The organism is Lactobacillus sp. M0403 (assembly GCF_016101265.1).
Classification (GTDB): Bacteria; Bacillota; Bacilli; order Lactobacillales; family Lactobacillaceae; genus Lactobacillus; species Lactobacillus apis.
The window spans coordinates 182,204-207,431 of sequence record NZ_JACFQV010000001.1; the positions used below are offsets into that span (position 1 = coordinate 182,204).

Annotated in this window: 24 protein-coding genes, 1 tRNA gene and 1 riboswitch; of the genes, 4 read left to right on the forward strand and 21 right to left on the reverse strand. The window is 37.7% G+C overall.

Features of this window, described 5'->3' with window-relative positions; all coding sequences use genetic code 11:
• Positions 1-9 precede the first annotated feature (9 nt).
• The 13 genes from H3T48_RS00765 to trpS all read right to left on the reverse strand — a co-directional run bounded on the left by H3T48_RS00765 (position 10) and on the right by trpS (position 15,381).
• Positions 10-1,386 (reverse strand): glycoside hydrolase family 1 protein, encoded by a 1,377-nt coding sequence (locus H3T48_RS00765; RefSeq protein ID WP_198187764.1) that lies wholly within the window; start codon positions 1,384-1,386, stop codon positions 10-12.
• A 161-nt stretch (positions 1,387-1,547) separates the two neighbouring features.
• Entirely contained in the window at positions 1,548-3,116 is a 1,569-nt protein-coding gene (locus tag H3T48_RS00770; protein WP_198187765.1) for an SLAP domain-containing protein, read from the reverse strand.
• 152 nt (positions 3,117-3,268) lie between these two features.
• The gene (glmU, locus tag H3T48_RS00775) at positions 3,269-4,654 is read right to left on the reverse strand and encodes a bifunctional UDP-N-acetylglucosamine diphosphorylase/glucosamine-1-phosphate N-acetyltransferase GlmU (RefSeq protein ID WP_187158370.1); all 1,386 of its coding nucleotides are present in this window, start codon (positions 4,652-4,654) and stop codon (positions 3,269-3,271) included.
• 52 nt (positions 4,655-4,706) lie between these two features.
• The gene (gene purR, locus H3T48_RS00780) at positions 4,707-5,537 is read right to left on the reverse strand and encodes a pur operon repressor (protein ID WP_046307710.1); all 831 of its coding nucleotides are present in this window, start codon (positions 5,535-5,537) and stop codon (positions 4,707-4,709) included.
• Positions 5,538-5,661: 124 nt separating this feature from the next.
• Complete coding sequence (locus H3T48_RS00785; RefSeq protein ID WP_046307712.1) at positions 5,662-5,907, reverse strand: Veg family protein; 246 nt, start codon at positions 5,905-5,907, stop codon at positions 5,662-5,664.
• Positions 5,908-5,989: 82 nt separating this feature from the next.
• Positions 5,990-6,880, reverse strand: a complete 891-nt coding sequence (rsmA, locus tag H3T48_RS00790; RefSeq protein ID WP_198187773.1) for a 16S rRNA (adenine(1518)-N(6)/adenine(1519)-N(6))-dimethyltransferase RsmA — start codon at positions 6,878-6,880, stop codon at positions 5,990-5,992.
• A complete protein-coding gene (gene rnmV / locus H3T48_RS00795; protein ID WP_198187775.1) occupies positions 6,873-7,445 on the reverse strand; it encodes a ribonuclease M5 in 573 nt (190 codons plus the stop codon). Before rnmV ends, rsmA begins: the two co-directional genes overlap by 8 nt.
• On the reverse strand, positions 7,432-8,199 hold the full coding sequence (locus H3T48_RS00800; protein WP_198187777.1) for a TatD family hydrolase: 768 nt from the start codon (positions 8,197-8,199) through the stop codon (positions 7,432-7,434). Before H3T48_RS00800 ends, rnmV begins: the two co-directional genes overlap by 14 nt.
• Positions 8,199-10,175 (reverse strand): methionine--tRNA ligase, encoded by a 1,977-nt coding sequence (metG, locus tag H3T48_RS00805; protein ID WP_198187779.1) that lies wholly within the window; start codon positions 10,173-10,175, stop codon positions 8,199-8,201. The genes H3T48_RS00800 and metG overlap by 1 nt, the downstream gene beginning before the upstream one ends.
• A 111-nt stretch (positions 10,176-10,286) precedes the next feature.
• Positions 10,287-12,977, reverse strand: coding sequence for a magnesium-translocating P-type ATPase (mgtA, locus tag H3T48_RS00810; RefSeq protein ID WP_198188291.1), 2,691 nt, complete (start codon positions 12,975-12,977; stop codon positions 10,287-10,289).
• Positions 12,978-13,063: 86 nt separating this feature from the next.
• Positions 13,064-13,228: riboswitch (M-box (ykoK) riboswitch) on the reverse strand.
• 62 nt (positions 13,229-13,290) lie between these two features.
• Positions 13,291-13,947 (reverse strand): TPM domain-containing protein, encoded by a 657-nt coding sequence (locus H3T48_RS00815; RefSeq protein ID WP_370567500.1) that lies wholly within the window; start codon positions 13,945-13,947, stop codon positions 13,291-13,293.
• On the reverse strand, positions 13,877-14,356 hold the full coding sequence (locus H3T48_RS00820; RefSeq protein ID WP_109715831.1) for a deaminase: 480 nt from the start codon (positions 14,354-14,356) through the stop codon (positions 13,877-13,879). Before H3T48_RS00820 ends, H3T48_RS00815 begins: the two co-directional genes overlap by 71 nt.
• Positions 14,357-14,361: 5 nt before the next feature.
• Positions 14,362-15,381, reverse strand: coding sequence for a tryptophan--tRNA ligase (trpS, locus tag H3T48_RS00825; RefSeq protein ID WP_198187781.1), 1,020 nt, complete (start codon positions 15,379-15,381; stop codon positions 14,362-14,364).
• Positions 15,382-15,477: 96 nt separating this feature from the next.
• Here trpS and H3T48_RS00830 point away from each other — a divergent pair, with 96 nt between their 5' ends.
• Both H3T48_RS00830 and H3T48_RS00835 read left to right on the forward strand, forming a co-directional pair.
• The gene (locus H3T48_RS00830) at positions 15,478-16,083 is read left to right on the forward strand and encodes an SOS response-associated peptidase family protein (RefSeq protein WP_198187783.1); all 606 of its coding nucleotides are present in this window, start codon (positions 15,478-15,480) and stop codon (positions 16,081-16,083) included.
• Positions 16,084-16,177: 94 nt separating this feature from the next.
• A tRNA-Gly gene (locus tag H3T48_RS00835) sits at positions 16,178-16,248 on the forward strand.
• A gap of 58 nt (positions 16,249-16,306) precedes the next feature.
• Here H3T48_RS00835 and H3T48_RS00840 read toward each other — a convergent pair.
• The 3 genes from H3T48_RS00840 to greA all read right to left on the reverse strand — a co-directional run bounded on the left by H3T48_RS00840 (position 16,307) and on the right by greA (position 18,932).
• Positions 16,307-16,969 carry a CPBP family intramembrane glutamic endopeptidase gene (locus tag H3T48_RS00840; RefSeq protein WP_187158363.1) on the reverse strand — a complete coding sequence of 221 codons (663 nt, stop codon included), beginning with the start codon at positions 16,967-16,969 and terminating at the stop codon, positions 16,307-16,309.
• A 108-nt stretch (positions 16,970-17,077) separates the two neighbouring features.
• Positions 17,078-18,394, reverse strand: coding sequence for a nucleotidyltransferase (locus H3T48_RS00845; RefSeq protein ID WP_198187785.1), 1,317 nt, complete (start codon positions 18,392-18,394; stop codon positions 17,078-17,080).
• Between the two features lie 76 nt (positions 18,395-18,470).
• Entirely contained in the window at positions 18,471-18,932 is a 462-nt protein-coding gene (gene greA / locus H3T48_RS00850) for a transcription elongation factor GreA (RefSeq protein ID WP_198187788.1), read from the reverse strand.
• A 226-nt stretch (positions 18,933-19,158) separates the two neighbouring features.
• Here greA and H3T48_RS00855 point away from each other — a divergent pair, with 226 nt between their 5' ends.
• On the forward strand, positions 19,159-19,581 hold the full coding sequence (locus tag H3T48_RS00855) for an Hsp20/alpha crystallin family protein (RefSeq protein WP_046307732.1): 423 nt from the start codon (positions 19,159-19,161) through the stop codon (positions 19,579-19,581).
• A gap of 145 nt (positions 19,582-19,726) precedes the next feature.
• Positions 19,727-21,043, forward strand: coding sequence for a C1 family peptidase (locus H3T48_RS00860; RefSeq protein WP_109715836.1), 1,317 nt, complete (start codon positions 19,727-19,729; stop codon positions 21,041-21,043).
• A 94-nt stretch (positions 21,044-21,137) separates the two neighbouring features.
• On the opposite strand, the gene H3T48_RS00865 is transcribed toward H3T48_RS00860, so the two are convergent.
• From H3T48_RS00865 to H3T48_RS00885, 5 genes are read right to left on the reverse strand one after another with little or no spacing between them, the layout of a single operon-like run.
• Complete coding sequence (locus H3T48_RS00865) at positions 21,138-22,076, reverse strand: nucleoside hydrolase (protein WP_198187791.1); 939 nt, start codon at positions 22,074-22,076, stop codon at positions 21,138-21,140.
• Positions 22,076-22,870 carry an energy-coupling factor ABC transporter ATP-binding protein gene (locus H3T48_RS00870; protein WP_198187793.1) on the reverse strand — a complete coding sequence of 265 codons (795 nt, stop codon included), beginning with the start codon at positions 22,868-22,870 and terminating at the stop codon, positions 22,076-22,078. Before H3T48_RS00870 ends, H3T48_RS00865 begins: the two co-directional genes overlap by 1 nt.
• Positions 22,867-23,703, reverse strand: coding sequence for an energy-coupling factor ABC transporter ATP-binding protein (locus tag H3T48_RS00875; RefSeq protein WP_198187795.1), 837 nt, complete (start codon positions 23,701-23,703; stop codon positions 22,867-22,869). Before H3T48_RS00875 ends, H3T48_RS00870 begins: the two co-directional genes overlap by 4 nt.
• Positions 23,700-24,443 carry an energy-coupling factor transporter transmembrane component T gene (locus H3T48_RS00880; RefSeq protein WP_198187796.1) on the reverse strand — a complete coding sequence of 248 codons (744 nt, stop codon included), beginning with the start codon at positions 24,441-24,443 and terminating at the stop codon, positions 23,700-23,702. Before H3T48_RS00880 ends, H3T48_RS00875 begins: the two co-directional genes overlap by 4 nt.
• The gene (locus H3T48_RS00885; RefSeq protein ID WP_122035980.1) at positions 24,436-25,047 is read right to left on the reverse strand and encodes an ECF transporter S component; all 612 of its coding nucleotides are present in this window, start codon (positions 25,045-25,047) and stop codon (positions 24,436-24,438) included. Before H3T48_RS00885 ends, H3T48_RS00880 begins: the two co-directional genes overlap by 8 nt.
• Between the last annotated feature and the right edge of the window lie 181 nt (positions 25,048-25,228).

Genomic DNA, 25,228 nt, shown 5'->3' on the forward strand with positions numbered 1-25,228 from the left:
TCCTAGTATTTAGTCCAAGTACCTACCATTACTTTGAATTACTTTTTTAAACCACCAGTAACTTTTTTTAGGAATCCGTTTGAGATCAAGGACTTCTTTGTTAGTACGATTAACATAAACCATGCCATATCTCTTATCCATGTTGCCTGAAGAACTTGGTATATCAATAAGTCCCCAAACTAAGTAGCCAATAATGTCGACACCATCGATGTACATTGCGTCTTTTAATGCTTGAATATGTTCTTTGTGATATCTAATCCGAAGGTCATCATCAATTTCTTTTCCGTGGTAGTTCTCTCTAATTCCTATTCCATTTTCAATCGGAAACATTGGCAGTTGATACTGATTATACGTCTTGGTTAAAATGTCTCTAAAGCCAGTAGGATCAATTGACCAGCCCCACTCGTTTACTTGCAAAAATGGATTTTCTTTACCGCCATATTGAAGGTAATAATTTGGCGCAGTTTTGTCTGGAATCAAACTACTACTAATTGTTGCACTTTGATAGTAACTAAAAGCAATATAATCACTTTTCATTTTACTAATCTCTTTAAGGTCTTCAGGTAAAACATCCACATTAAGATTATTATTTTTAACAAAACTAATCACTTCGTTTGAGTAATGTCCAAAAACAAACGCATCTAACAAATTTTTGTTAAAGAACTCATCTAATTGACGTGCATACAAAACATCTTTGGGAAGTGCAGAAACAGGATAAACTTCACTGTAGGCGAGCATGCCCCCAATTTTACAGTCCGTTGTTTGATGTAAGTAAGCAGCAATTCTAGCGTGAGCTAGCATCAAGTGGTGACTAATGGTATAAATATCCGTCAGCGTTTCTTCTTCTTTTAGTGAGCCTGCAATTTTCGCTGCACCAGGCATAAAATAAAGGTTTTGTTCATTAAAAGTAATCCAGTATTTAACACGGTCACCAAACAGATCGATCATCTTTTTACCGTATCGAACGAAAGCGTCAACTACATACCTACTACTGAAGCCATTATATTTCTTAGCTAGATTTAGCGGCATGTCAAAATGATAGAGGCAAATCATTGGTTGAATTTTTCTTTTTAACAGTTCATCAATTAGATCCGAGTAAAACTTAATTCCCTCTGGGTTAAAATCACCGTCACCCGTTGGGTTTACTCTACTCCATGATATTTGAAAGCGATAGCAATTAATTCCCTGATTAGCCATCAAATCTAAATCAGCTGGATATCGATGGTACTCATCAATTGCTTCATCCCATACTGATGAGCCGTCTTCTGATCGATAGTTTGCATAAACAGAGTCGCCTTTTCCACCTTCATGGACCGCTCCTTCCGTCTGCATGCTTGAAGTTGAATTACCCCACATAAAATTATCAGGTAGCGCTTGATTATTCATTTTCATACCTCACTCAATATTTTTGAAACGTTTCAATATATTATAGTAAAACATTTTTATTAAGTAAAGCTTCTTACCACTTAACTGACATATTTGTAAGCTATCTTTGACAACAAAAAATGCCACCAATTATTTGGTGGCATTTAATATAAATGCATTAACTATTTGTTTGTAGTTGCGTAATCAGTAATGTTCAAAGTTTGTTGGAAACCATTTGCACTAGTGATTGTTAAAACAGTGTTATTATTGCTAAATTGAATTGCTGATTTGTCCACACCATTTGCTGTAGCAGCAAGTTGAACAATTTGATCAGCTTCACTAATACTTAAGTTCTTTAAGTCGTTAACTACAACTTTTTTGCCGTTAAGAGCATTTTTAGCAGAAGTTATTTTGCTTAAAGTATCATTTACCTGTGCAACAGTTGAAATTGCAGTATTAACTTGTGTACCAGTTGCAATAGCTGCATCGTAGGCATCACGTAATGACTTAGCTGAAAGCTTATATGCATCGCTAGCCTTAACAGCTGCTGCTTGACCTAAAGCATCTTGTAGTGGCTTCTTGTCTGTATCAGTAGCAGTAACGGTCTGACTTTTAGCAGTTTCTGGTGTGTTAACTGGAGTAAGTTTATGTCCACTTACAGTGTTAACATCATCATCTTTAATAAAGCCATTCTTATCACTTTGTAATTTGTAGAACAAAACAGCTTTGTTTTCAGATTGAACCCAAATGTAACGTAATTCGTTTACACGAGCAACATGTCCCTTAGCAAAGGTCTTTGTTGGTTGTGCAACACCCTTGTCATCATAGACATTGGTGTCACGCGCAATAGTAGCAAAAGTTGCATTTTGATCTTCTACCGGCTTTTCATTTGCAGGTTTTAATTGCTTACCAGTGATTACACCAACGTTGCTCTTCTTAACCCATTGGTTTTCACCGGGATATTTACTATCGCTAATGCGGTAGTACAATTTGCCGTCAATGTACTGTAACTTATCAACTTGAATTTGTTGACCCTTCTTAAGTAAAGTCTTGCTTGAATTACCTTGGTCGTCATAGATATATGCATTATGATTCAAAGTAATTACTGTAGGGTCTTTTTGATTATCGCTTGGCGTATTATCCTCATTGACTGGTTTTAAACTTGCACCAGATAATTTACCAACGTTGGCTGCCTTGATAAATTGGTTAGTTTGACCACTAATGCGGTAGTAAAGCTTTTTATCAATGTAAATTGCTTGATCAAAGGTAGCAGTTTGTCCCTTCTTGATCTTCTTCTTGTCAGTTTTACCCTTAGCATCGTAAATGTAAGCATTGTGCTTAATCTTAGCACTTGCAGTAGCGGTGGTTGTGTTAGCTTTAGTGACCTTTTTACCATCAACATAGCCAACATTAGCTGCCTTGACAAAAGCGCCGCCGCCAATATCATAAAAATCAATACCACCAATAGTTACTTTGTCTGAATATTTTAAAGTATAGCCTTTACCAATGGTTGTGTTCTTCTCACTACCCATATAAGTCTTTAGACGCTTACCGTCTTTATCATATACATAAGAATTGTGGCTTAATTTAATTGTGCCCTTCTTTGAAGTATTTTTCTTAGTAGAAGAAGTCTTTTTTGCTGTAGATTTATGAGCTGCTTGCACTACTGCAGTTTGACTCGCACTCAATACTGGACTAACACCAATAAGTGCAGCTGTTGATACCATCATTAATTTATGACTTAGTTTCATTTATCTATTACACCTCATTAAAAAACTATTTTAATATATTTATTGTATACCAAAAATGCAATTAAACCAATTAAGATGGTAACTTCTTACCTTTTCTTAATACTATTTAATTACATTTGTGTTGTTTCTAAGTTTAATTTTGAAAAACAGGTTTATTCCCAATTTTCATCTTTTGATAGTGGTAATTTGTGCCAGTAGTCAGGCTTATTCACCTGACGCCCACGTGCAATTGCCATATCATATTTGTTTACGTCCTTGGTAATAGTTGAATCAGCAGCAACAAATGCGTGATCTGAAATATTTACCGGTGCGATTAAAGTGGCTCCTGAGCCAATGAAGGCACGGTCACCGACATTAATATGATCCTTTTTTATACCATCATAATTAGCAAAGATCGTGCCACAACCGACATTAATGTCTTTACCTAAAGTTGCATCCCCAACGTAAGTCAAGTGGCCAACCTTAGAATTTTCGCCAATTTCGGCATTCTTAACTTCAACAAAGTTACCGATATGTGCACCCTTCTTGATGATTGAATTAGGCCGCAGATGTGAATTTGGTCCAATATCAGTGTTTTCAAACATTTGTGAGTTCTCAATTGTTGATGAAGTGACTGTTACATGGTCGCCGATCGTTGAATCAACAATTCGTGAGCCAGAAGTAATCAAGCAATCACTGCCAATTTCTGTCTTGCCCTTAATGACAACATTGCCTTCAATAACTGTATCAGAACCAATTTTCACGTCTGAATCAATATAAGCTGTATCAGGATCAATAAAGGTTACACCATTACACATGTGCTTTTCATTAATCCGCTTTTGCATGATTTTGCTTGCTTGCGCGAGCGCAACACGATCGTTAACACCAATACTCTCACTAAAATCACGCATGCGGTATGCGCCAATTCGTTGACCTTCATTGCGCAAGATCTCCAATACATCAGTCAAATAATATTCACCTTGTGCATTTTGATTATTAACATGTTTCAGGGCTTCAAACAGCAGTTTATTATCGAAGCAAAAAACACCTGTGTTAATTTCTTTGATCTTCAGTTCTTCAGGACTGCCGTCTTTTTGTTCAACAATTCTTAAGACGTTATCTTGATCGTCACGGATAATTCTACCGTAGCCGTATGGGTTAGGTGCTTGCGCAGTTAAAACAGTAGCTGCATTGCCCTTAGTTTGATGGTAGTCAAACAACTTTTTAAAGGTCTCACTAGTAAACAGTGGTGTGTCACCAGTAATAACTAACGTGGCCCCATCTTTTCCTGCTAACTCTTTTTCTGCAGTTAAAACGGCATCACCCGTTCCCAACTGCTTTTTCTGCAGTGCAAATTCTGATTTTCCAGCTAATACCTTTTCAACGTCTTCTGCGCCTGTGCCAACAACAGTCACAATTTTGTCTGGTTCGATTCCCTGTGCTGCTTCAACAACGTGTTCAACCATTGTTTTACCACAAACCTGATGCAAAACTTTGTATAGCTGAGATTTCATTCTTGTACCCTTGCCAGCTGCAAGGACAATAACAAATTTTTTCATTATTTTTTAGCCTCTTCTAATTTTGGATTTTGCCCACTTTTATTATTTCAAACTAAAAGCGATCATAATCGGTATGTGCGACTATGGTTCCTGGCTCAGCAATAATGACTTTCTTTTTACCGTCTACACGCTTAATTTTAACTAATGAAAGGTGACCTTCAATTAGCTTTTCATCTTCAAAATCAGCTTCACATAAAACACAGATACCAGCAATATTGCTATCAAATTCTCTAACTAATTGCTGCATACCGGTCAAAGTACCACCGGCCATCATAAAGTCGTCTACTAACAAAACATTAGAGTGCTCATTTAAAACTCTTGTAGGTAATTCCATCTTGGACACACGATCAAGCGAAGAAGAAATGTAGTTAACAGAAACCGTTGCGCCTTCAGTTACCTTTGAGCGTTTGCGTGCAATAATAAATGGTACGTTTAAATATCGTGCAACAGCTTGAGCTAGTGAAATACCCTTAGTTTCAATTGTCATTACTACGTCAATTTTAGAATATGCATAACGTGTGGCAATTAGCTTACCAATTTTTTCAAGGTCTTGCGGATTTCCTAAAATATCAGAAAGATAAACAAAGCCGCCCGCTAATATCCGATCCGGGTCCTCAATTCTTGCAGCTAAATCAGTTAAATAATTTTGCGCATGTTTTTTACCCCAAAAAGGAACGTAACGGACACCTCCTGAAGCACCCGCAACAGTTTCTAAGATACCATCCTGATTATTAGCTAAAGTATGTTTTAAAATTGCCAAATCTTCTGAAATAGATGACTTAGCAGCTCCATAACGTTTAGCAAAAAATGGTAATGGTATCAAGTCATGTGGGCGTTCCATTAAATATTTAGTCATATCAACTAATCTCTCTGAACGTTTCATAAAATCCCCTCTCTAATGTTTGTCTTTTGCCTGCTTCTACTATACACTGAACGACAAAAAAAGACACTAACATTTTACAAAATGTTAATGCCAAAAAGTATGATCTTTTTATTTTTAATCTAGCTTATTCAGCTGCATCATCAAATTTTAATGTGATATTTTTGGTTAACAAATCCGTGTAGCTATATGAAACATGTTCAAAGTTATTTTGGTCCTGATCCAAATCAACAACGAAAACAGCTGGGAATGTTTCCTTCAAGACCCCGCGTCTTTTGGTAACTTTCTTACGTCCTGCTCTTGCAACCACAGTCAAAGAATCACCCAAATGTGAATCTAATTTCTGCTTAATAGTAGTAATAGATGTTGGCACTGTTAACAACTCCTTTGGAGCTCTATTTTACTACAATATTATCATTTTTTCAATTCTTTTTAAGTGGTAGCCCAGAAGCTTTTCATGATTTTTGCGGTGAAATCGCGGCTGCAATCTGGATGAACTGCTTGATTGTTAGCTGTTCCGGTCTAATACGTGGATCCACTCCTAAAGAATCTATCAACTGCTTTCGTTGATCAGGATCTGGTACTAAATTCTTTAAATTATTATTTAAAGTTTTACGCCTTTGACTGAAACACATTTTCACTACCCAATTAAAGTGTTTCGGATCACCAACATCCATCTGTTCTGTCAAAGGAGTCAAAACAACTACACTTGAGTCAACCTTAGGGCGCGGAATAAATGAACTGCTTTTTACGTTTAGCGCAAGTTTGACTGTCATTTGCGTTTGAACCGCAATTGTCAAAGGACCATAAGCTTTGCTATTTGGCTGAGCGTCTAGCCGCTCGGCAACTTCTTCTTGCATCATTAAAGTTAAACTAGTGAAATTTAAGTTTGCTTGATTCAAAAAGAAAATAATTGGAGTCGTAATATAGTATGGTAAATTGGCTACAACCTTAATTGGTTTATTTACATCAAGAAAATCTTCAAAATCTGCCGGAAAGTCTGCCTTTAAAATGTCCTTCATCATTAGTTTAAAACGGTCATCAAGTGGGACACCATCTATTTTAGCAGGGAGTTCATTATATAAAATTTCTGGTAAACTCTCATCAACTTCGTAGGCAAAGACCTTTGCACCTGCAAGCAAGAGTTGCTCCGTCAATGAACCAATTCCCGGTCCAATTTCAATCACCTGATCACCAGATTGAATTTCAGCTGCCTGAACAATCCCCTTAATTGCATCTAAATCAACCAAAAAGTTTTGTCCTAGGTTCTTCTTCGCCTTAATAAAGTAGCGATTAATAATTGCTTGAGTCCGAACCGCGGAACCAATTGGAATTTCGTTATTCATTTTTTGCCTCCTTAACGGCCTGCTCAAGTTGCTTAAGCGTAATACCAAATGTGCATAACCGGTTGTAAAACTGTTTTGCGTTGCCATAACCGATACGCAAGCTAATTCCTACTTGCTCACGTAATTTTCGCGAATTGGGCCCGCTTGATAAACCCAGTTTTTGATAAGCTTGCTTGCTAATATCACTAGAAGGTGCTTGCTGTTCGTGTAAGTCGCTCAAAGCCTTAACAAGTGCCTGCTTTGATGCGTGTTCAACTCCCAGTGAATTGCCTTTTCCTTTTTTATGAGGATCGCCCTCTTTGCGTGTGATAAAAGCCTGTTTGGCATTAGGGACCGCCTCAGTAACTAATCTGCGGATTCTCTCACCATTAAGATCTGGATCAGTTAAGACAATTATTTCACGTTTTTTCGCCAATTCTTTTAATTCAGTCAAGACCACCTGTGGCACATCAGAGCCATTGGTTTCGATTGTCTCGATGCCAGGAAAAAACTGTTTTAGGCGGATCGTATCATCTTTACCTTCTACCACTACAACGGCATTAAATTGTTTTTTAGTTAAGACCATATACCCTCATCGTATTTTCATAAGTTGCCTTGGCAACTTCTTCTAACGGAATGTCTTTCAATTCAGCAATTGCCCGTGCAACGTAATAAACGTTGCCAGGTTCATTTTGCTTACCGCGATATGGCTTAGGTGTTAAAAATGGTGCGTCCGTTTCAACTAGTAGCCGATCCATTGGCGTCTTCTTAGCGGCTTCATGAACTTCGGTTGCTTTGGTGAAAGACACGACACCAGAATATGAAAAGCAGACGTTTAAGTCTAAAAACTTTTCAAGCCAGGAAGCATCACCGTTAAAACTATGCAAAACTGCACCGTATTCCAGATTACTATTCTTCAAGATATCGTAACAATCGGCAAAGGCATCCCTTGTGTGAATGTCTACGGGCATTTTCAATTCATGCGCAACCTCTATCTGGCGTGCAAATACCTCGCGCTGCTGTTCACGTGGAGATTCATCCCAGTAATAATCAAGGCCGATTTCTCCAACTGCAACAACACCGGGTATTTGAAGCTGCTCAATTAACTCATCTTCAGCCTTTTGGTCGTAATCTTTAGCAACATCGGGACAGTACCCAACCATTGCATAAACCTGCTCAAAACGCTGATTAAGCTCAATTGCACCCCGATTAAACTCTGGATCTTGACCAACACAGATCATTTTATTAACACCTAATTGGCGTGCGCGATCAAGATAAAATTCTTCTTTACCTTGGAAAGGCCCATCTTGCAAGTGCGTATGATTATCAATTAATTCCATTAACCTAATTCGGCCCCAATTTCATGTTCGTCGCCAACAATTGCTAACTTAACTGTGCCACCTTTTTCACTTGATAAAAGCATTCCTTGACTTAATTGACCAAGCATTTTACGTGGTTTCAGGTTAGTAACTGCCAATACTTTTTTATCCAGTAATTCACTAGCATTTGGATAATATTTCCGAATACCACTTAGGATTTGACGTTCATCGCCATTACCAAAATCAAGTTGGAATTTTAATAGTTTACTTGATCCTTGGACAGGCTCAACTGAAAGAATCTTTCCAACTCTAATTTTGACTTTGTCAAAATCATTAATTGAAATTTCTTTTTCTTTTACTTTCTCACTGCGGCTTTCCTTTTTTGGTTTTGCCTTAGCCATTTCATCCTTAATGTACTTAATTTCGTCTTCTGGTTTCAAACGTGGATAAATTGGCTTTGGATCACTGATAACTTTGACATTCCAAGCAAAATCGCCAAAACCAAGTTGCTTTTGTTCAGAATTATCCCAATCAAGTCCCAGCTGTCTAAACATTTCAACTGGTGTTCTAGTCATAATTGGTGCAATTAATAAGGCAATGATTCTTAAGCTTTCAGCTAAGTTGGACATTACACGCGACAAGTCCTCTTTTTTGCCTTCCTTATTTAGTTCCCAAGGAGTGGTTTCATCAATGTATTTATTTGCACGGCTAACTAGTTTCCAAATATCTTCAATTGCTTGGGTAAAGTAAAGTTTATCCATATCTTTTTGGTAACTAGCAATTGCCTCAGCGGCAACGCTAGCAAGCTCTTGACCGAATTCATCTTGGTCTTTAGCAACTGGCGCCACTTCACCATTTTGATATTGGTTAATCATTGAAACTGTCCGGTTAAGCAAGTTACCTAGATCATTTGCTAAATCATAGTTAACGCGTTCAACAAAGTCTTCCGGTGTAAAGACTCCATCAGAACCAAATGGTAATGCACGCATTAAGTAGTAGCGTAAAGCATCTACGCCATAGCGATTTATGATAGATTCAGGATAAACTGCATTACCCTTAGACTTGGACATCTTACCGTCCTTCATTAATACCCAGCCGTGACCAATAACGTGCTTAGGTAAAGGCAAGTCTAGTGCCATCAACATAATTGGCCAGTAAATTGTGTGGAAACGAACAATTTCCTTACCTACTAGGTGAACATCTGCAGGCCAGTATTTCTTAAAGAGTGAGTCGTCATCTGAACCATAACCCAATGCAGTAATATAGTTAGACAATGCATCAATCCACACGTAAACAACGTGCTTAGGATCACTTGGGACAGGAATTCCCCAGGAAACAGTAGTACGAGTAACTGATAAATCTTCAAGACCAGGTTTAATGAAGTTATTAACCATTTCTTTTTCACGAGAATGAGGCAAAATAAATTCAGGATGGTCTTGGTAATATTGGTAAAGTCGATCAGCATACTTACTCATCTTAAAGAAGTATGATGGCTCCTTAACTAGTTGAACCTCATGACCTGATGGCGCCTTACCACCAATCACATTGCCTTCATCGTCCTTATAAACTTCTGCAAGTTGAGATTCAGTGAAATATTCTTCATCTTCAACTGAGTACCAGCCAGTGTATTCACCAAGATAGATATCGCCTTGTTTTAATAGTTGTTCAAAAATTTTCTGGACACCCTTAACGTGCTCTTCATCAGTAGTTCTAATGAATTTATCGTATGAAATATCTAGGCTCTTCCATAGCTTTTTGTATGTTACAACCATGTTATCAACAAACTCTTGTGGCTTAATTCCTTGCTTTTCTGCTTTTTGTTCAATCTTTAAGCCGTGTTCGTCAGTACCAGTTAAAAAGAAAGTGTCATAGCCTTGGCTACGCTTGTAACGCGCCATTACATCGGCAGCAATTGTTGTGTATGCATTACCAATGGTTAAGCGGCCGGACGGATAGTAAATTGGGGTTGTAATATAAAAAGTTTTTTTATCAGCCATATTCTGTTCTCCTTAAGATTCGTTTAATTTCATTATATTATACTACATCAATAAAAAAGAGAATTCCTCACGGAGTTCCCTTTTTTAGATATATTATAAAGATTTGCCTATTTAAATTAAGAATTTTTCATCTTTCATGTAGAAGTGTTTTACAATCATCGTCAACAAGATATAGAGAACTAAAATCACTAAAACAACCCAGATAAAGGAAATTGGCATTGGTCCAAAGCCTAGTTTTTGTGCAAGGAAGGAAAATGGAATCAATGTTCCAATTACCCCTGCGCCAAAAGTAGACAAAGTAACGCTTGGCGATGCGTGCTGGCCAATAAATGGTAAGCGTGGATCACGCAAAGCATGAATAACCATTTCTTGTGTCCAAAGTGATTCAATAAACCAGCCAGTGTGGAACAATGCGATAAACGCTGCTTGTTTAGCTGGCCCAATTGCAGTAAAGCTGCCACCAACTAAATGTGGACAAATGACGAAGTACAGCAGTGCAAACGTCAAAATATCAAAAACGGATGAAGTTGGTCCGAAGTAGAACATGAATTTTGGCAGCTTTTTCGTTGACCAAGTACGCGGCTCACGCAAGAATTCATCAGACATATCATCAAATGGCAGCGATAAACAACTAGTTCCATACAGTAAGTCTAGTGCTAACAGTTGTAATGGCAACATTGGTAAGAATGGTAAAAATGAAGAGGCAACCATAATCGACAGGATATTACCAAAGTTGGATGATAAGGTAATCTTAATATACTTCATCGTGTTACCAAAGACTTTACGCCCAATTCTAACGCCTGTTTCTAGTACGTTCAGATCTTTGTGTAATAAGATAATGTCAGCTGATTCCTTAGCAATATCAACTGCTGTATCAACTGAGATTGAAACGTCTGCGGCTTTCATTGCAGGGGCATCGTTGATGCCATCGCCCATGTAGCCAACCGTGTGACCGTTGTCTTTCAATAAGTTTATAATGTTGGTTTTGTCTTCTGGAGATAACTTAACAAAAATGTTGCACTCTTCCACCATTTTTGCCAATTCTTCAGGGCTCTTACCTTCTAAGTCTGCACCAGAATAGACAGTGTCAACATTCAAGCCAACTTGTAAACCAACTGTTCTGGTAACAGCTTCATTATCGCCCGTTAGAATTTTAACGGTAATTCCATCATCCTTGAGTCGTGCAAGGGCAGCCTTAGCACTTTCCTTTGGTGGATCAAGAAAGGCAAGGAAGCCGCATAGAATCAAATCACTCTCATCTTTAACAGAGAATTCACCAACGGGTGCTGGATTGCGCTTATATGCCATCATGATAACCCGCAAGCCATCATCGTTCATATCATTGACTTTGTCCATTACCTTTTTCTTGCGTTCATCAGTAAGTGGCAAAATCTGTCCGTCAACCTCGATCTTAGTGGAAACAGCCATCATTTCCTCGGACGCACCCTTAGTTACCAAAAGGTGTTCACCGTGCTCACGGTCAGAATTTTCCACAACCACGCTCATTCTTCTTCTAGAAAAGTCAAACGGAATTTCGTCAATTTTGTTGTAGTCACGTTGAATTTCATTAATGTCTAGTTCATCACCGGCAGCTTCAATAATTGCCTTATCAATCAAGTTTTTCATTCCTGTTTGATAGTATGAATTCAAATAGCCTAATTCCAAAACATGTTGGTTTTCGTGCAAGTTGAGGTCATAGTGACGCTCTAAAACCACTTTATCCTGAGTTAATGTACCGGTCTTATCAGTACATAGAATATCAGCTGAACCAAAGTTCTGGATTGAATTCATCTTCTTAACAATCGTGCCTTTTTTAGACATTTCGATTGAACCCTTAACCAAATTGGTTGTAACAATTACTGGCAACATTTCCGGTGTTAAGCCAACGGCAGTTGCGATTGAAAAGATTAATGCACTAACCCAGTCCCCTTTTGTTAAGCCGTTAATAATGAAAACAAGTGGTGCAATAATTGCCGTCATGATAATCAACAACTTAGAAACATTTTTGATGCCGACATCAAAAGCAGTGTTTTTGACATCATTGTGTGAAATATCATGAGCCAGTTTACCAAACATGGTCCGTTCACCAGTGGCAAAAACCACGCCTAGCCCGGAGCCAGAAACAATTGTGGTCCCTTCGTAAAGAACATTAGGGTAGTCGAGGTAATCTCGATCGGCACCAATTTTTGGTTTCTTAGTCGCAATCTTTTCTACTGGATTCGATTCACCGTTTAGTGAACTGGATGAACAGAACAAATCTTTACTATTTAAAAGACGCATATCTGCAGGAACCATGTCGCCTGCAGCCAGTCTGATGATATCGCCAACGACTACTTCGCTGGTATCAATTTCTTGGTCCTTACCGTCTCTGATAATGTCTGTTGTTACAGAAACCATCTTGAGCAGTGAATCGACCGCGTTTGATGACCGGACATTTTGAATAAAACTAGTTACTCCCGAAATAAATACCATGATTAACATGATTAAAACGGTAGTTAAGTCTTTTTCACCTGCTGGTACAAAAATATAATCTGTACATAGTGACAAAGCAGCTAAAACTAATATTACCAGTGTAAACGGTGTAATAAAGGCTTCTACCAAAAAGCGCAATTTTGAATTGTGTTGGGTGGACTCAATTGTATTTGCGCCATACTCCTCACGATTTTTTTCTGCTTGCTCAGTGGATAAGCCTTCACTACTTGCATGTAGTCTAGCTAAAGTTTCAGACCTGCTTTCTTTGGCAATTGCCTTCACCAGTTCTAAATCCTTGTTGCTGGTTGCCTCATTTGGTTTTCTCAGCATCATTCTCACTCCTTTTTTCAAAGAACTCAAACAAACTAAAAAGGGGCCGCCTACATACCGCTGGCGACCCCTTTAAAACAAGGTATCATTAATACTCGTCGTTCAGTTTTAACACTACGTGACGTAAGCTTAGAGCTAGCTATCTGGTTGCCGCCTTATGTCGACGGAAACTATTTGACTCGTTGGCATCTCTGGATGTTTCCGGGCGATAGCATATGTTCACGTAGGAGTCTCACCTAACAGTTTATTTGTTGCTATTTAATTTTCATATTGAGTGTAATATATCAAACTGCGCTAAGTCAAGTTATTTAATTTATTTCTTTAGTTGCATATTAGTTTTGAAGAAATATAATAACCCACCGATTACGAGTACTAATGCCAAGGCAATCGGTAATGCCAGACGGCGCGGATGCGTGAGCTGTGTCCTTTCATCGTTTGATAAATCATATTTATCTAGTGCATATTGGTAACGCTGATCAATTGTTGTGGCGCAAGCCCTAAAAACAAACCGCAGGCCCTTATTAAACTCTTTTTTATTATTGCTACGAAGCTGATCAGATTGTGATCGAATAATGTTGCCCCTAATGTCAGCAGTAAAGGCACTATGCAAATCCTTGCTGGAATAGATCTGAACATTTTTCTTTTTGTCCTTATAACCCACAACAATAAAAACAGTACGCTTATACTTGCTTAGTTTCTTAGGTGTTAAATGATCAACCCGATTGACCGTTTTCACAATAATTTTAGGTTGCTCACTAGTTTGTAAATATCGGTTGTTTTTCTCCTTAATTAACTTGCTAGTTTCTTTTTCTACCAAATTACAGTTATCGTGTAAATCTGGATTTGAAAAAGCGGTCGTTGTCAGAAAAAGACTGATTAGTGCAATAACTGCTACTAGCTTAGTTTTCAGCATCTTCCAATTTACGTGCCAATTGCTCCACGTAATTTCGGTCGATTTTAATTTGCTCATAAGGAACCCCACAATCTTTAAACAGTGCAATTGTTAACGGACTGTCGTGATAGTCAAAATAATAATTAATCTTCTTAACTCCAGCTTGAACCAGCGACTTGGCGCAATTATAGCATGGAAAATGCGTGACATAGATCTCCGTACCATCAGTTGAAACGCCATTACGAGCGCACTGAATAAGCGAGTTCATTTCGGAGTGAATGGTGCGGACGCAGTGGCCATCGACCAGCTGGTGGCCAACATCATCGCAGTGTGGTTCATTCGTAACAGAGCCATTATAGCCCGTACCAATTATCCGGTTATCCTTAACCAGAACACTACCAACAAGCGCACGATCACAGGTGGAACGTTGGGCAATCACCAACGCCTGCATCATAAAATATTGCTTCCAAGGAATCCGATCACGCATCTTTTTTACCTCTTAAAATAGTTCAGACCAATTGCATCCCTTACCTCACTTAAGGTTTGATTTGCAACCTGGTTGGCTTTTTCCGAGCCTTCGATTAGCATTTCATAAACTTCATCTTGCTTTTGTTCATATTCTGCTCTGCGCTGGCGAATTGGTGCCAATTCGTTTTCAAGCACTTCGTTTAAGTAGCGCTTAATTTTGACGTCACCCAAGCCGCCTTTTTGGTAATCTTCCTTTAATTGCGCTACCTTATTCTTATCAGGATCGAAAATGTCGAGGTAAGTGAAAACAGTATTGCCTTCAACCTTGCCTGGATCTTCAACGTGAATGTGATCAGGGTCAGTGTACATTGACATGACCTTTTTCTGAACAGTTTCAGAATCATCTGATAGATAAATCGCATTACCTAAAGATTTTGACATTTTGGCGTTACCATCGAGTCCTGGTAAACGACCCTGACCTTTTTCAGGAAAGTAACCTTCTGGTTCAACCAAAACATTGCAGTCATAAACGCGGTTAAACGTGCGAACAATTTCACGTGCCTGCTCAAGCATTGGCTCTTGGTCATCACCAACTGGCACTAGCGTTGCCTTAAACGCAGTAATATCAGCTGCCTGTGAAACTGGGTAGTTCAGAAAGCCAACCGGAATGGAATCATTAAAGTTCTTTTGCTTAATTTCAGCCTTAACTGTTGGATTACGCTCCAAGCGGCTCACAGTCACAAGGTCCATATAATATGCCGTCAATTCAAATAGTGCAGAAATTTGTGATTGCACAAAAATGGTTGATTTTTCAGGGTCAATGCCAACAGCCAAATAATCCAATGCGACTTGAATGAGACTATTACGAATTTTTTCGGGATCGCGAGCGTTATCAGTTAATGCTTGTGTATCAGCAATCATGATATAAGGCTGATACTCCCCTGAATTTTGTAGCATTACCCGATTTTTTAAGGAACCGATGTAATGCCCAACGTGGAGCTTTCCGGTTGGGCGGTCACCCGTCAAAATAACTTTTTTAGCCATGGTTTTTACCTTTCTGAAAACTTAAAAACTGTTTTAATGTAATAATTATAGTTAATTCTACCAAAAATCAAGCAATGATTAAACATGGAGGATAAAATGTGCAATCAATTTCAGCTGCCTACCTTAGCAGATATTAAAAAATACTTAGTAAATGACTTAAACCTACCATTAATTGAGCCCGATAAAAACTTACCACAAAATCAGGCAGTTTTTCCAAAAGGGGCCGCTTCAGTGTTGCTATACCAAAATGATCAGCTTCAACTCCAGTCAAAAGCTTGGGGTTACCCTAGTCCATTTGACCACCAAAAGGTGCTTTTTAACGCACGCGTTGAACGTTTTTTTGAGCAAAAGAAGTCAATGTGGGATTCTTCCTTTGCTAAATATCGGTGCATCATTATTGCCAGCCAGTTTTTTGAATCCAGTCGTGAAACTTATGTTGCTACTAACAACCATGAATATCATGAGCGCTATTATTTCCAAACTGCCAATGAACCATTAACCTTGATTGCAGGCATCTATCAAAAAGACCATTTTTCAATGGTTACCACACAACCGTCAGCAGAATATGCCAAAGTGCACGATCGGATGCCGCTAGTGATCAAACCTAGCGAATTGCGTCAGTGGCTTTTTCAGGACTTTTCATCCCTCGTTGATCGTAGTCACTTTCAGTTTACAAGTGCCAAGCTTCCTCAGCGGCAGTAAGTATCTTTTTAAAATAACTTCAACTTCTTCATAAGCTAATTACCAAATCTGTGCTTGGTTTCAAAAAAGAAACATGGTAAACTATTTGAGTAATGCGGGTATAGTTTAATGGTAGAACGTTAGCTTCCCAAGCTGAAGATGCGGGTTCGATTCACGCTATCCGCTTAACAAGAAAAAGGCAACGATTAATCATCGTTGCCTTTTTTGTTTTATGTTATTTTGCTTAAGTCATAATAATTAGAATTACGCTATTTAGGACCGCCAAGTAGATTGGCATCCAAATTGTCTGGGTATGCAGATACGACCATGCAAATATTGCGCCAAAAAGCGCATTAACTAGCAAAAGCGCAATTGAATCTTGCCAGTTTAGCAAACTAAACAAAACGCCTGAAACAATAATACCCAAAACTGCTGTCATTACTGTGTTTTTGCGAAAAGCGTAATTGAACAAGAAACCAGTAATCAAGAATTCCTGTAAAACTGGTATAACCACACCCAACGCCAATACGAGAAACCAATAGGCTAAAGTCGATTCATGTTGCAAATAAGCAATCTGAAAATGATACATTTTTAATTTTCCAGTTGATTGTAGCCATGAAACAAAAATGCGTAAGACTGTTATAACAATTGTTGAAGCAATAATTAAGCCAAAGTTATTAAGCCAGGAACCAGAATAGCTTCTATCGAAAAAGCGTTGCTCACGATTAAACCGGTAAATAAAAAATAGCAACACCATCAAAGAAATGGTTATAAACAAAATCAAATCCCAGATGTGAATTGGTGAATTCATCGTAACCAGTTTGAACGCGCCGGCAACCATCAAGTAACCAATTAAATAGAAAATATAGCGTATTAGGTTACCCTGTCTTGATGCTGGTGTATTCACTATCAATTACCCCTATCTCTTTGTGTACCCTACAAATTCCATATTATAGCAAAAAAAGACTACTTTATGAAACACCAGCACGATTTTTCATTTAAGAAAGGCTAAGCACTAATCGTAAGCATTACCGCCATTATGGCCCCCAACCAAGCTACTACGTTTAATTGCAGTTGCGCCATGAAGCAGACTTGAAGCCTTGACTAAGCTTGTAAAACCATATTTTTGTCTTATTTGATCAACTGTTTGATCAATTTTTTTCTTTTTAATCTGTTGACTTGGTTGCACAAAGAAGGTCAATTGTTGGTAATTATCGGGATGCAAATCACCACAACTCACCCCTAAAGCACGAACCCTTTCTCCACGCCAATTTTTGCGAAAAAGGGCAAGCACTTCTGCTGCAATTGCATCATTATCATTAGTTGGACAAACTTTTTGCTGAACGTTAAAACCCTTCCGTTTACCCTTAAGCCGATATTTTGAAAAGTTCACCATCAAGCTAATGCATCCCGTCTGCACTCTATGTGATCTAATCCGAGCTGCCACTTGTTCACTAATTTCACGCAAGACAATCTCTATTTCACGCTGATCCGTATAATCTCTTGTCAAAATTTGTGAATTGCCATAGTTCTTCATTTTTGGAAAATACTGTTCTCTAATAATGCTTCGGTCAACCCCCCAACTCATTGCAAATAACTGCTCGCCCATTACGCCAAACTCTTTTTTTAGAATTGCAGGATCCGAATGTGCTAGTTCATACATATTATTAATGTTAAGCTGGCGCAGATGCTTTGCTGTGCGCTTACCAATGCCACAGACTTCTTCCATGTCTTTAATCTGCCAGATAGTATCAGGAACATCAATATAGTGCCAATAGTCAATCATTGAGTGACGATGCTTAGCCGAAATATCCATTGATAATTTAGCCAATAAGGGATTTTCACCAATTCCACATGTGGTATAAAAGCCAAGCTTATTTTTGATTTCGAGCTGAATCTTACGCGCAACTAAATATGGATCATCACCAAATAAATGCCAAGATTTTGTCATGTCAATCATGCTTTCATCAATGGAATAGGGATGAATATCTTCATCAGCCGCAAATTGACGAAAGATTTCAAGTATCTGCGTACTGCGCTTAATATATAAATTCATATGTGGGGGCACCAAAATTAAGTCAGGTGCCTCTTTTTTGCTAGGAACATCACGAACCCGCATTACATTATTTAGACCATATTTTGCCTTAGCTAAGGGCGAAGCAGCCATGATTAAGCCAGAACCGTAACTTTCCTCATCTTGCTGATGAGACGCAACTGCCAATACCGCCTTCATTGGATTAAGACCTAATTCAATTGCTTCGCAGCTAGCAAAAAACGATTTATTATCAATCATAAACACTACATTATGAGGTTCATAACGATAATCATACATTTTTTACCACTTCCATTCCGAACTCTTGTTTGTATTACAAATTATACAAACGTAAGTTCGATTCGGCAAGGATTTTTTATTCAACTGCAAGAATTGTCACTTGGTATTCACCCGCAGGAGCTGCAACCTTTACCACTGCTCCAGCTTCTTTTTTATTTATTGCCTGGCCCAAAGGTGAGTCAAAGGAAATTTTGCCTTCGGCAATATCAGCTTCCATTCGTCCAACGATCTGATACTTTTCTGTTTCTTCATCATCATCAAAACGAAGCGTTACTGTTTTACCTAAATCAACTTTGCCATCATCGTTCTTTTCAATTACTTCAGCATATTTCAATTGCTTTTCAAGGTAGCGCAAACGGCTTTGCAGGTGCCCCAAGTCTCTCTTAGCCTCTGTATACTCGGTATTTTCCGATAAATCACCAAGTGATCGGGCCTCCTGCAAAATTTTGATTCGTCTTGGTCGGTCCTTTTTTAAACGAGCAATTTCTTCTTCAATTTTTTGGTAGCCTGTTGGCGTCATTTTCTGATAATAAACCAAAGTTTTATCTCCTTTTTTACTTTTTCGCAAAAAAATTATACAAGTTTTTTTCTTGATATATCAACGTTTTGTTCTATTTTTTAGCACTCGATGAAGAAAAGTGCTAAAAAGTTGTTCACTTTTCGAATAATGGTACTATAATATTAATTGTAAGGAAGAAATGAAAGTCTTTACTTACATATTTAACTAAATTGAAAACAAAAAAATTGAAAGGAAGTTTTAAATTATGGCAAATGATATGATGAATCGTCGTAATGACTTATTTGATGCAATGAATGATTGGTTTGATCTTCCTAGAAAGTTTTTTGACGATACTAATGTTGCCAAATTAATGCAATCAGATGTAATTGAAAACGATAAAGAATATGTGATTAAAGTTGATATGCCAGGAATGGATAAGAGCAACATTAATCTAAGCTACAATAATGGTATTTTAAGCGTTTCAGGCTCAAGAAAGTCATTTAAAGATATGTCCAAGGACAACAGCCTTATTCATCGTGAAAGAATCGATGGTCACATTTCTCGTAGCTTTAGATTACCAAATGTAGTTGCAAGTGAGATCAGTGCAAAGTATGATAATGGTGTATTGACTATTACTTTACCAAAACAAAGTTCTGATCAAAGTGATAATTCAATTCAAATTGATTAGCTTATTTATATTTTAATTGCAAGAAGTTCTAGATAAGTTGCCAATACAACTAATTCTCTAAAGTGGGTTCAGCTATTGAACCCACTTTTCTTTTAGATTAAAATAGAAAGTAATTTAAAATTAGATTAAAAAAGGAGAATTATCTATGGGACATCAAGTTACTGTCCAAGAACTAGAAAAGTTTACGGACAATTTTAATCAAAACCCTAAAAATCAAGTAGTTGCACGTGCAACTCAAAAAAGTGGTGTGTTAGCTGCTGCTTACAATGAACGGGTACAAGGCGAACTAACTCGTGTTTTCTCAACAGAATTAGACACAGAAAACGTTACTAATCAACGTCAATCTGGTCGTTGCTGGGAATTCGCCACTCTAAATATTTTGCGCCACAACTTTGGTAAAAAGCATAACTGTAAGAATTTTACTTTTTCACAAAGTTACAACTTCTTCTGGGACAAAATCGAGCGTGCAAACATTTTTTATGACAACATTTTGGACACAGCAGACAAGCCCCTCAACTCACGGACAGTTAGAGCTATTTTAGAAGGTGCCGGTCAAGATGGTGGTCATTTCCACATGGGAGCTGCTTTGATTGAAAAATATGGTGTTGTACCTTCTTATGCAATGCCGGAAAGTTTTAACGCTAATAACACCAGTGCCTTGGGTAAGGCTTTGGGTGACAAGCTGAAGAAAGACGCTTTGGTTTTGCGTAAACTAAAGCAAGAAGGAAAAGACGAAGAAGTCGAAAAAGCACGTGAACAATTTTTAGGTGAAGTTTACCAAATGACAGCAATTGCTGTTGGTGAACCACCAAAGAAATTCGATTTGGAATATCGTGATGACGATAAGAAATATCACTTGGATAAAGACTTAACCCCACTCGAATTTTTGCACAAGTACATGGGCGATGTTGACTTTGATGACTACGTTGTATTAACAAATGCACCTGATCATGAATACAACAAGCTCTACGGTCTACCATTCGCTGATAACGTTGAAGGTGTCTGCCGAATCAAGTTCCTAAACTTGCCAATGGAATTTTTGGAAACTTACGCAGTTAACCAATTAAAAGACGGTGAAGCTGTTTGGTTTGGTAATGATGTTGGTATACAAAGTGACCGTAAGGCAGGCTACCTTGACAACAATCTATACAAGTTCAACGAGCTGTTTGGCGTTGATTTAACAATGTCTAAGGCTGACAGATTGCGTACTGGTGCTGGCTCAGCTACTCACGCTATGACGCTAGTTGGTGTTGATGAAGATAATGGTCACATTCGTCAATGGAAAGTTGAAAACTCATGGGGCGAACAAAACGGTGACAAGGGCTTCTTCGTTATGAATAATGACTGGTTCAAGGACTACGTTTACGAAGTTGTCGTACACAAGAAGTACTTAACTTCTGAACAGCTTGCCTTGGCAGAAGGCCCAATTACAGATCTTCCTGCTTGGGATTCAATCGCTTAAACTGGTTGATAGATACAAAAAAGACGAAATTCAATTATGAATTTCGTCTTTTTTTGTCTAAATTAACATTTAATCAGATCAATAATTTTTAGTTTTAGCTGTCTAATTTTTGGTCTAGGAACAGCAAACTTTTTTGTAAACGAGCAAAAAATAGATCTACTTTCAGTCTTTTAATCAGTACATTTTCAGTCCCCTTATGGTCATTTGCTTCTCTAGCGATATAGGTTTGACCATATGTGTCTCCGTGATCAGTACTAATTTTGATATTGGCTGGAACTGTTTCAAACAATTCTGGCCAAATTGCATATTCCATTGCAACCAAATCATGTACCGGTGAGTCTATGAAACCAAATTGTTCACCGGACTTTTGATAAAAATGTAGCAAATTACCTGCTAATTTAGATACAGAACCACCAGCTTGAAGACTCGCTATCTGCTTTTTAGTAATAGTTGTTTTTTCGGTTACATCCAAGCCGGCCATAACCACTTCTAGCGGTGAATCAAAGACAATCTGTGCTGCTTCAGGATCTGTCCAAATATTGAATTCAGCTAATTTAGTAACATTACCATGGTCTATGCCACCGCCCATAACAACAATTTTAGCAATTTTAGCTAATGTTTCAGGAAAAGTTTTTATTAACAAAGCAATATTGGTTAGCGGACCTGTAGCAACAATAGTCACCTTTTCTGGTTGCTTTTTCAATATGTCTGCCATAAACAAAATCGTATTATCTTTTCTAACTGGATAATTGTATCTATCTAAATTATTAGAGCCATCCATCCCCGTTTTTCCATGAGCTTCTGGTTGCACGTGCAATTGATTAAGCAATGGTCCCGCCTGCCCTTTAACTAGAGGAATTTGTTGCTCACAAAACGCAAGCAAATGACCAGCATTTTGAGTTACTAAGTTAATGTCCTGGTTTCCACCAACAGTAGATACACATAGAATTTTCACCTTATCCGGATTACCTAGAGCAGTTAATAATGCCATTGCATCATCTTGACCAGGATCACAGTCATATAAAATATTCATCAATTTACGGCTCTTACTAAATCTTCAATTGTTAAAGCCTCGTCAAAGCCAAGCTTTTGAGCAAGTTGAGCAATTACTGGCGGCTCTAATTTACTTTTGCGTAAGAGAGCGTCATCACTAAAAATCTCCGCAGGTGAGCCTTCTTTTTGTTTGTGTGCCTGTGCAAAAACTATGACATGCTCAAAGTTATTAACGACAAAACTCATGTCGTGCGTAATTGTAATCACCAGTTTATTCATGCTAGTTAGTTTCTTGATAATTTTATTCAAGCGCACAATTGAACTATGATCCTGTCCAGCAGTTGGCTCATCAAATATCATTATTTCAGGATCCATCGCAATAATTGCTGCAATTGTGACAAACTTTCTTTGTGAATATGGCAAATTATATGGATGTTCATTTAGTTTTTTGTCCAAATGACAGAGTGTGGCAGCATCTTTCACTCTGGTGTCTATTTCAACCGGTGACAACTTTTGCTTTTTGAGCGAAAATGCAATTTCCTTTTCAACTGAATCCTGAAAAATTTGTTCATCAGGATTTTGAAATACATAGCCAACATGCTGAGACAATTTTGCAACACTAATTCCGTTAGTATCATTGCCGTCAAGTAAAACCCGACCCTTACTAGGTCTAATTAAACCATTCATCATTTTTACAGTCGTAGTTTTACCAGCACCATTTTGTCCGATAATAGCTACCGCTTCACCCAGTTCAAGATCTAAACTGACATTTTCAACCGCATTATGTTCATTATCATACGAATAGCAGACATCCTGCAGACTTAAATAGCTCATACTTTAGCTTCCTTTAACATTTTATATGCTTCATCAATCGTAACTGGAACCTTCTTTGCTTCCGGATGTACTTGTAAGTAAAAGTCGGATACTTCTGGCAACTGTCCACCTGCTTCTATCACTTTTTTATCGCTAAAAACATGATGCGTTTCACCTTTAAGTGCAAGTTGTCCATCCTGAATCACAGCAATTTCATCACAAATTTGTGCTAACAAATCAACCTTATGATCAACAATAATGATTGTCTTTCCCTGCTCTTTCAAGTTCTTAACAATATCATATACAGCTAATGTCGAACTAGGATCCAGTTGCGAAGTAGGCTCATCCAAAATAATCAATTCGGGATCTAATACAATAACTGATGCCAAAGCCACCATTTGCTTTTGCCCACCTGACAAATCATACGGATTTTGATTACGTATTTTTTGCAAGTTTAGTAGCTCTATTACCTGTTCAATTTTATTATTTGCTTCTTCTCTAGGAACAGACAAATTTTCCAAGCCATAGCCTATCTCATCATAGACTGAATATTTAACACCTGTTATTTGTGTGAAAGGATTTTGAAACGCATAACCAATCTTTTGTGCTAAGCTGCCAAGATTAGAAGTATCCAGCGGCTGATCTTCAAAAACAACTTTTCCTTCAAGCTCTCCCTTATAAAAACCAGGAATAAAACCACGCATGATATTACAAATAGTCGTTTTGCCAGAACCATTACTGCCAACAATACCTAGTACCTCACCTGGCTCAACCTTTAGTGATAGATCTTTAACCGTAAGTTCTGGGGTTAACGGATAGCGATAACTTATATGTTGCAATTCTAGTAAACTCATAAAATCTTTCCTCCCCAAATAACAAAAATAATTAAGATCAAACCAAGCATTATATCTAACAAATAGTCAATTCTTCTTTTGGAAATATGATGCAAAGTTGTCCTAGGTGTTGGATTAGAAAAGCCACGTGCTTGTAAAGTTAAAACTTTTTCTTCATTTTGTTCTACGGAAGATAAAACCAAAGGCCCCATCATTGGTACAAAGGTTTTTATTCTTTGCCAGATTGAGCCAGTAGTTTCTACTCCCCTTGCTTGCTGAGCTTCATTAATGGTATTCGATTGCCACATTAATTGAGGAACAACCTGAATGGTTGATGCTAAAACAAATATAACTTTTTTAGGCAACTTGGTTTGATCTAAAGCTTGAATAATAACGCTATTAGAAGTAACTAAGAAATACCAAATGATCGGCAATGAAATAGCAATTATTCTGCACGCCAATATTGTTGCAGTATTAAAGCCTGTTTGTGAGAATTTGATGATCCACCAAATTTGATGTGAATCAGGATATCCGATAAAGAAAACTTGCATTACAAACAAGAAAATAACAATTAATGCTAAAGACTCAAAAAACAGTTTAATTAGCCTTACAAGTGTTCCTGAGAGCAAAGCTAAAATCATCGTTACCGCTATTAAACATAATTGAACCTGCCATTTTGAGCTCATCATGCTAAGCAAAATGAGAAGCAAAACAATTAGTGCCTTCGTTGAAGGATAAAGTCCTTTAAACCATTTAAGCATATGCTAAAGCCTCTCTATTCTTAATGTAAGGACGACCATAATTTAACTTAATTAAAAATCTGTCTGGCAAACGTCTTACCAACAACCATGCAATTGTGAAATTAAAGGCCACACTAAAAGTACCTCCAACTAAGTTTGCTTGGATTGTAGACCAAAGCAAAACTTTACCTGCTGCTAAAAAGGCGGCTGTAATTAAATCACTACCAGATCCAGTTACTCCACCAAACACAAAAGTTGTTACTATAGCTGAAGGTATTGCAGTTGCAACATTGACAACTGCACAAGCAATAATTGTCGTAAAAATGTTGCTAAAAAACTTAAACCGTGAAAATAAACCAACAAATAATGCGTTAGTCATAGCTACTAAAGCAAACGGAATTGCTGTTGGTATTAGCATACCGTTAATTATATTTCCTAATAAAGCCATCACCATGCCGACCCATGGACCTGCAATCATAGATACAAAACAAGTTCCTACTTGATCAATCCAAACAGGTAGCTTTAGTGCCGCTGACAACTGATATCCAACAAAATTTAACGCTACACCAACTGGTATTAATAAAAGTGCCAGCAAGTCGAAGTCATACCTAAGTCCTCGTTTCAATTTATCCCTCCATAAAACACGAATATTATACTGATATATACATAAAATTGTATGCATAAGTTAATAACAGATTACATTAGTTTATCAAAACTTTCAAGGCCACTTTTTCTAACAAATCGGCTACAATAAGTACCGTTAAGCAAATGGAATAAACTGTATATTATTTTTAGCACTCAAGTAT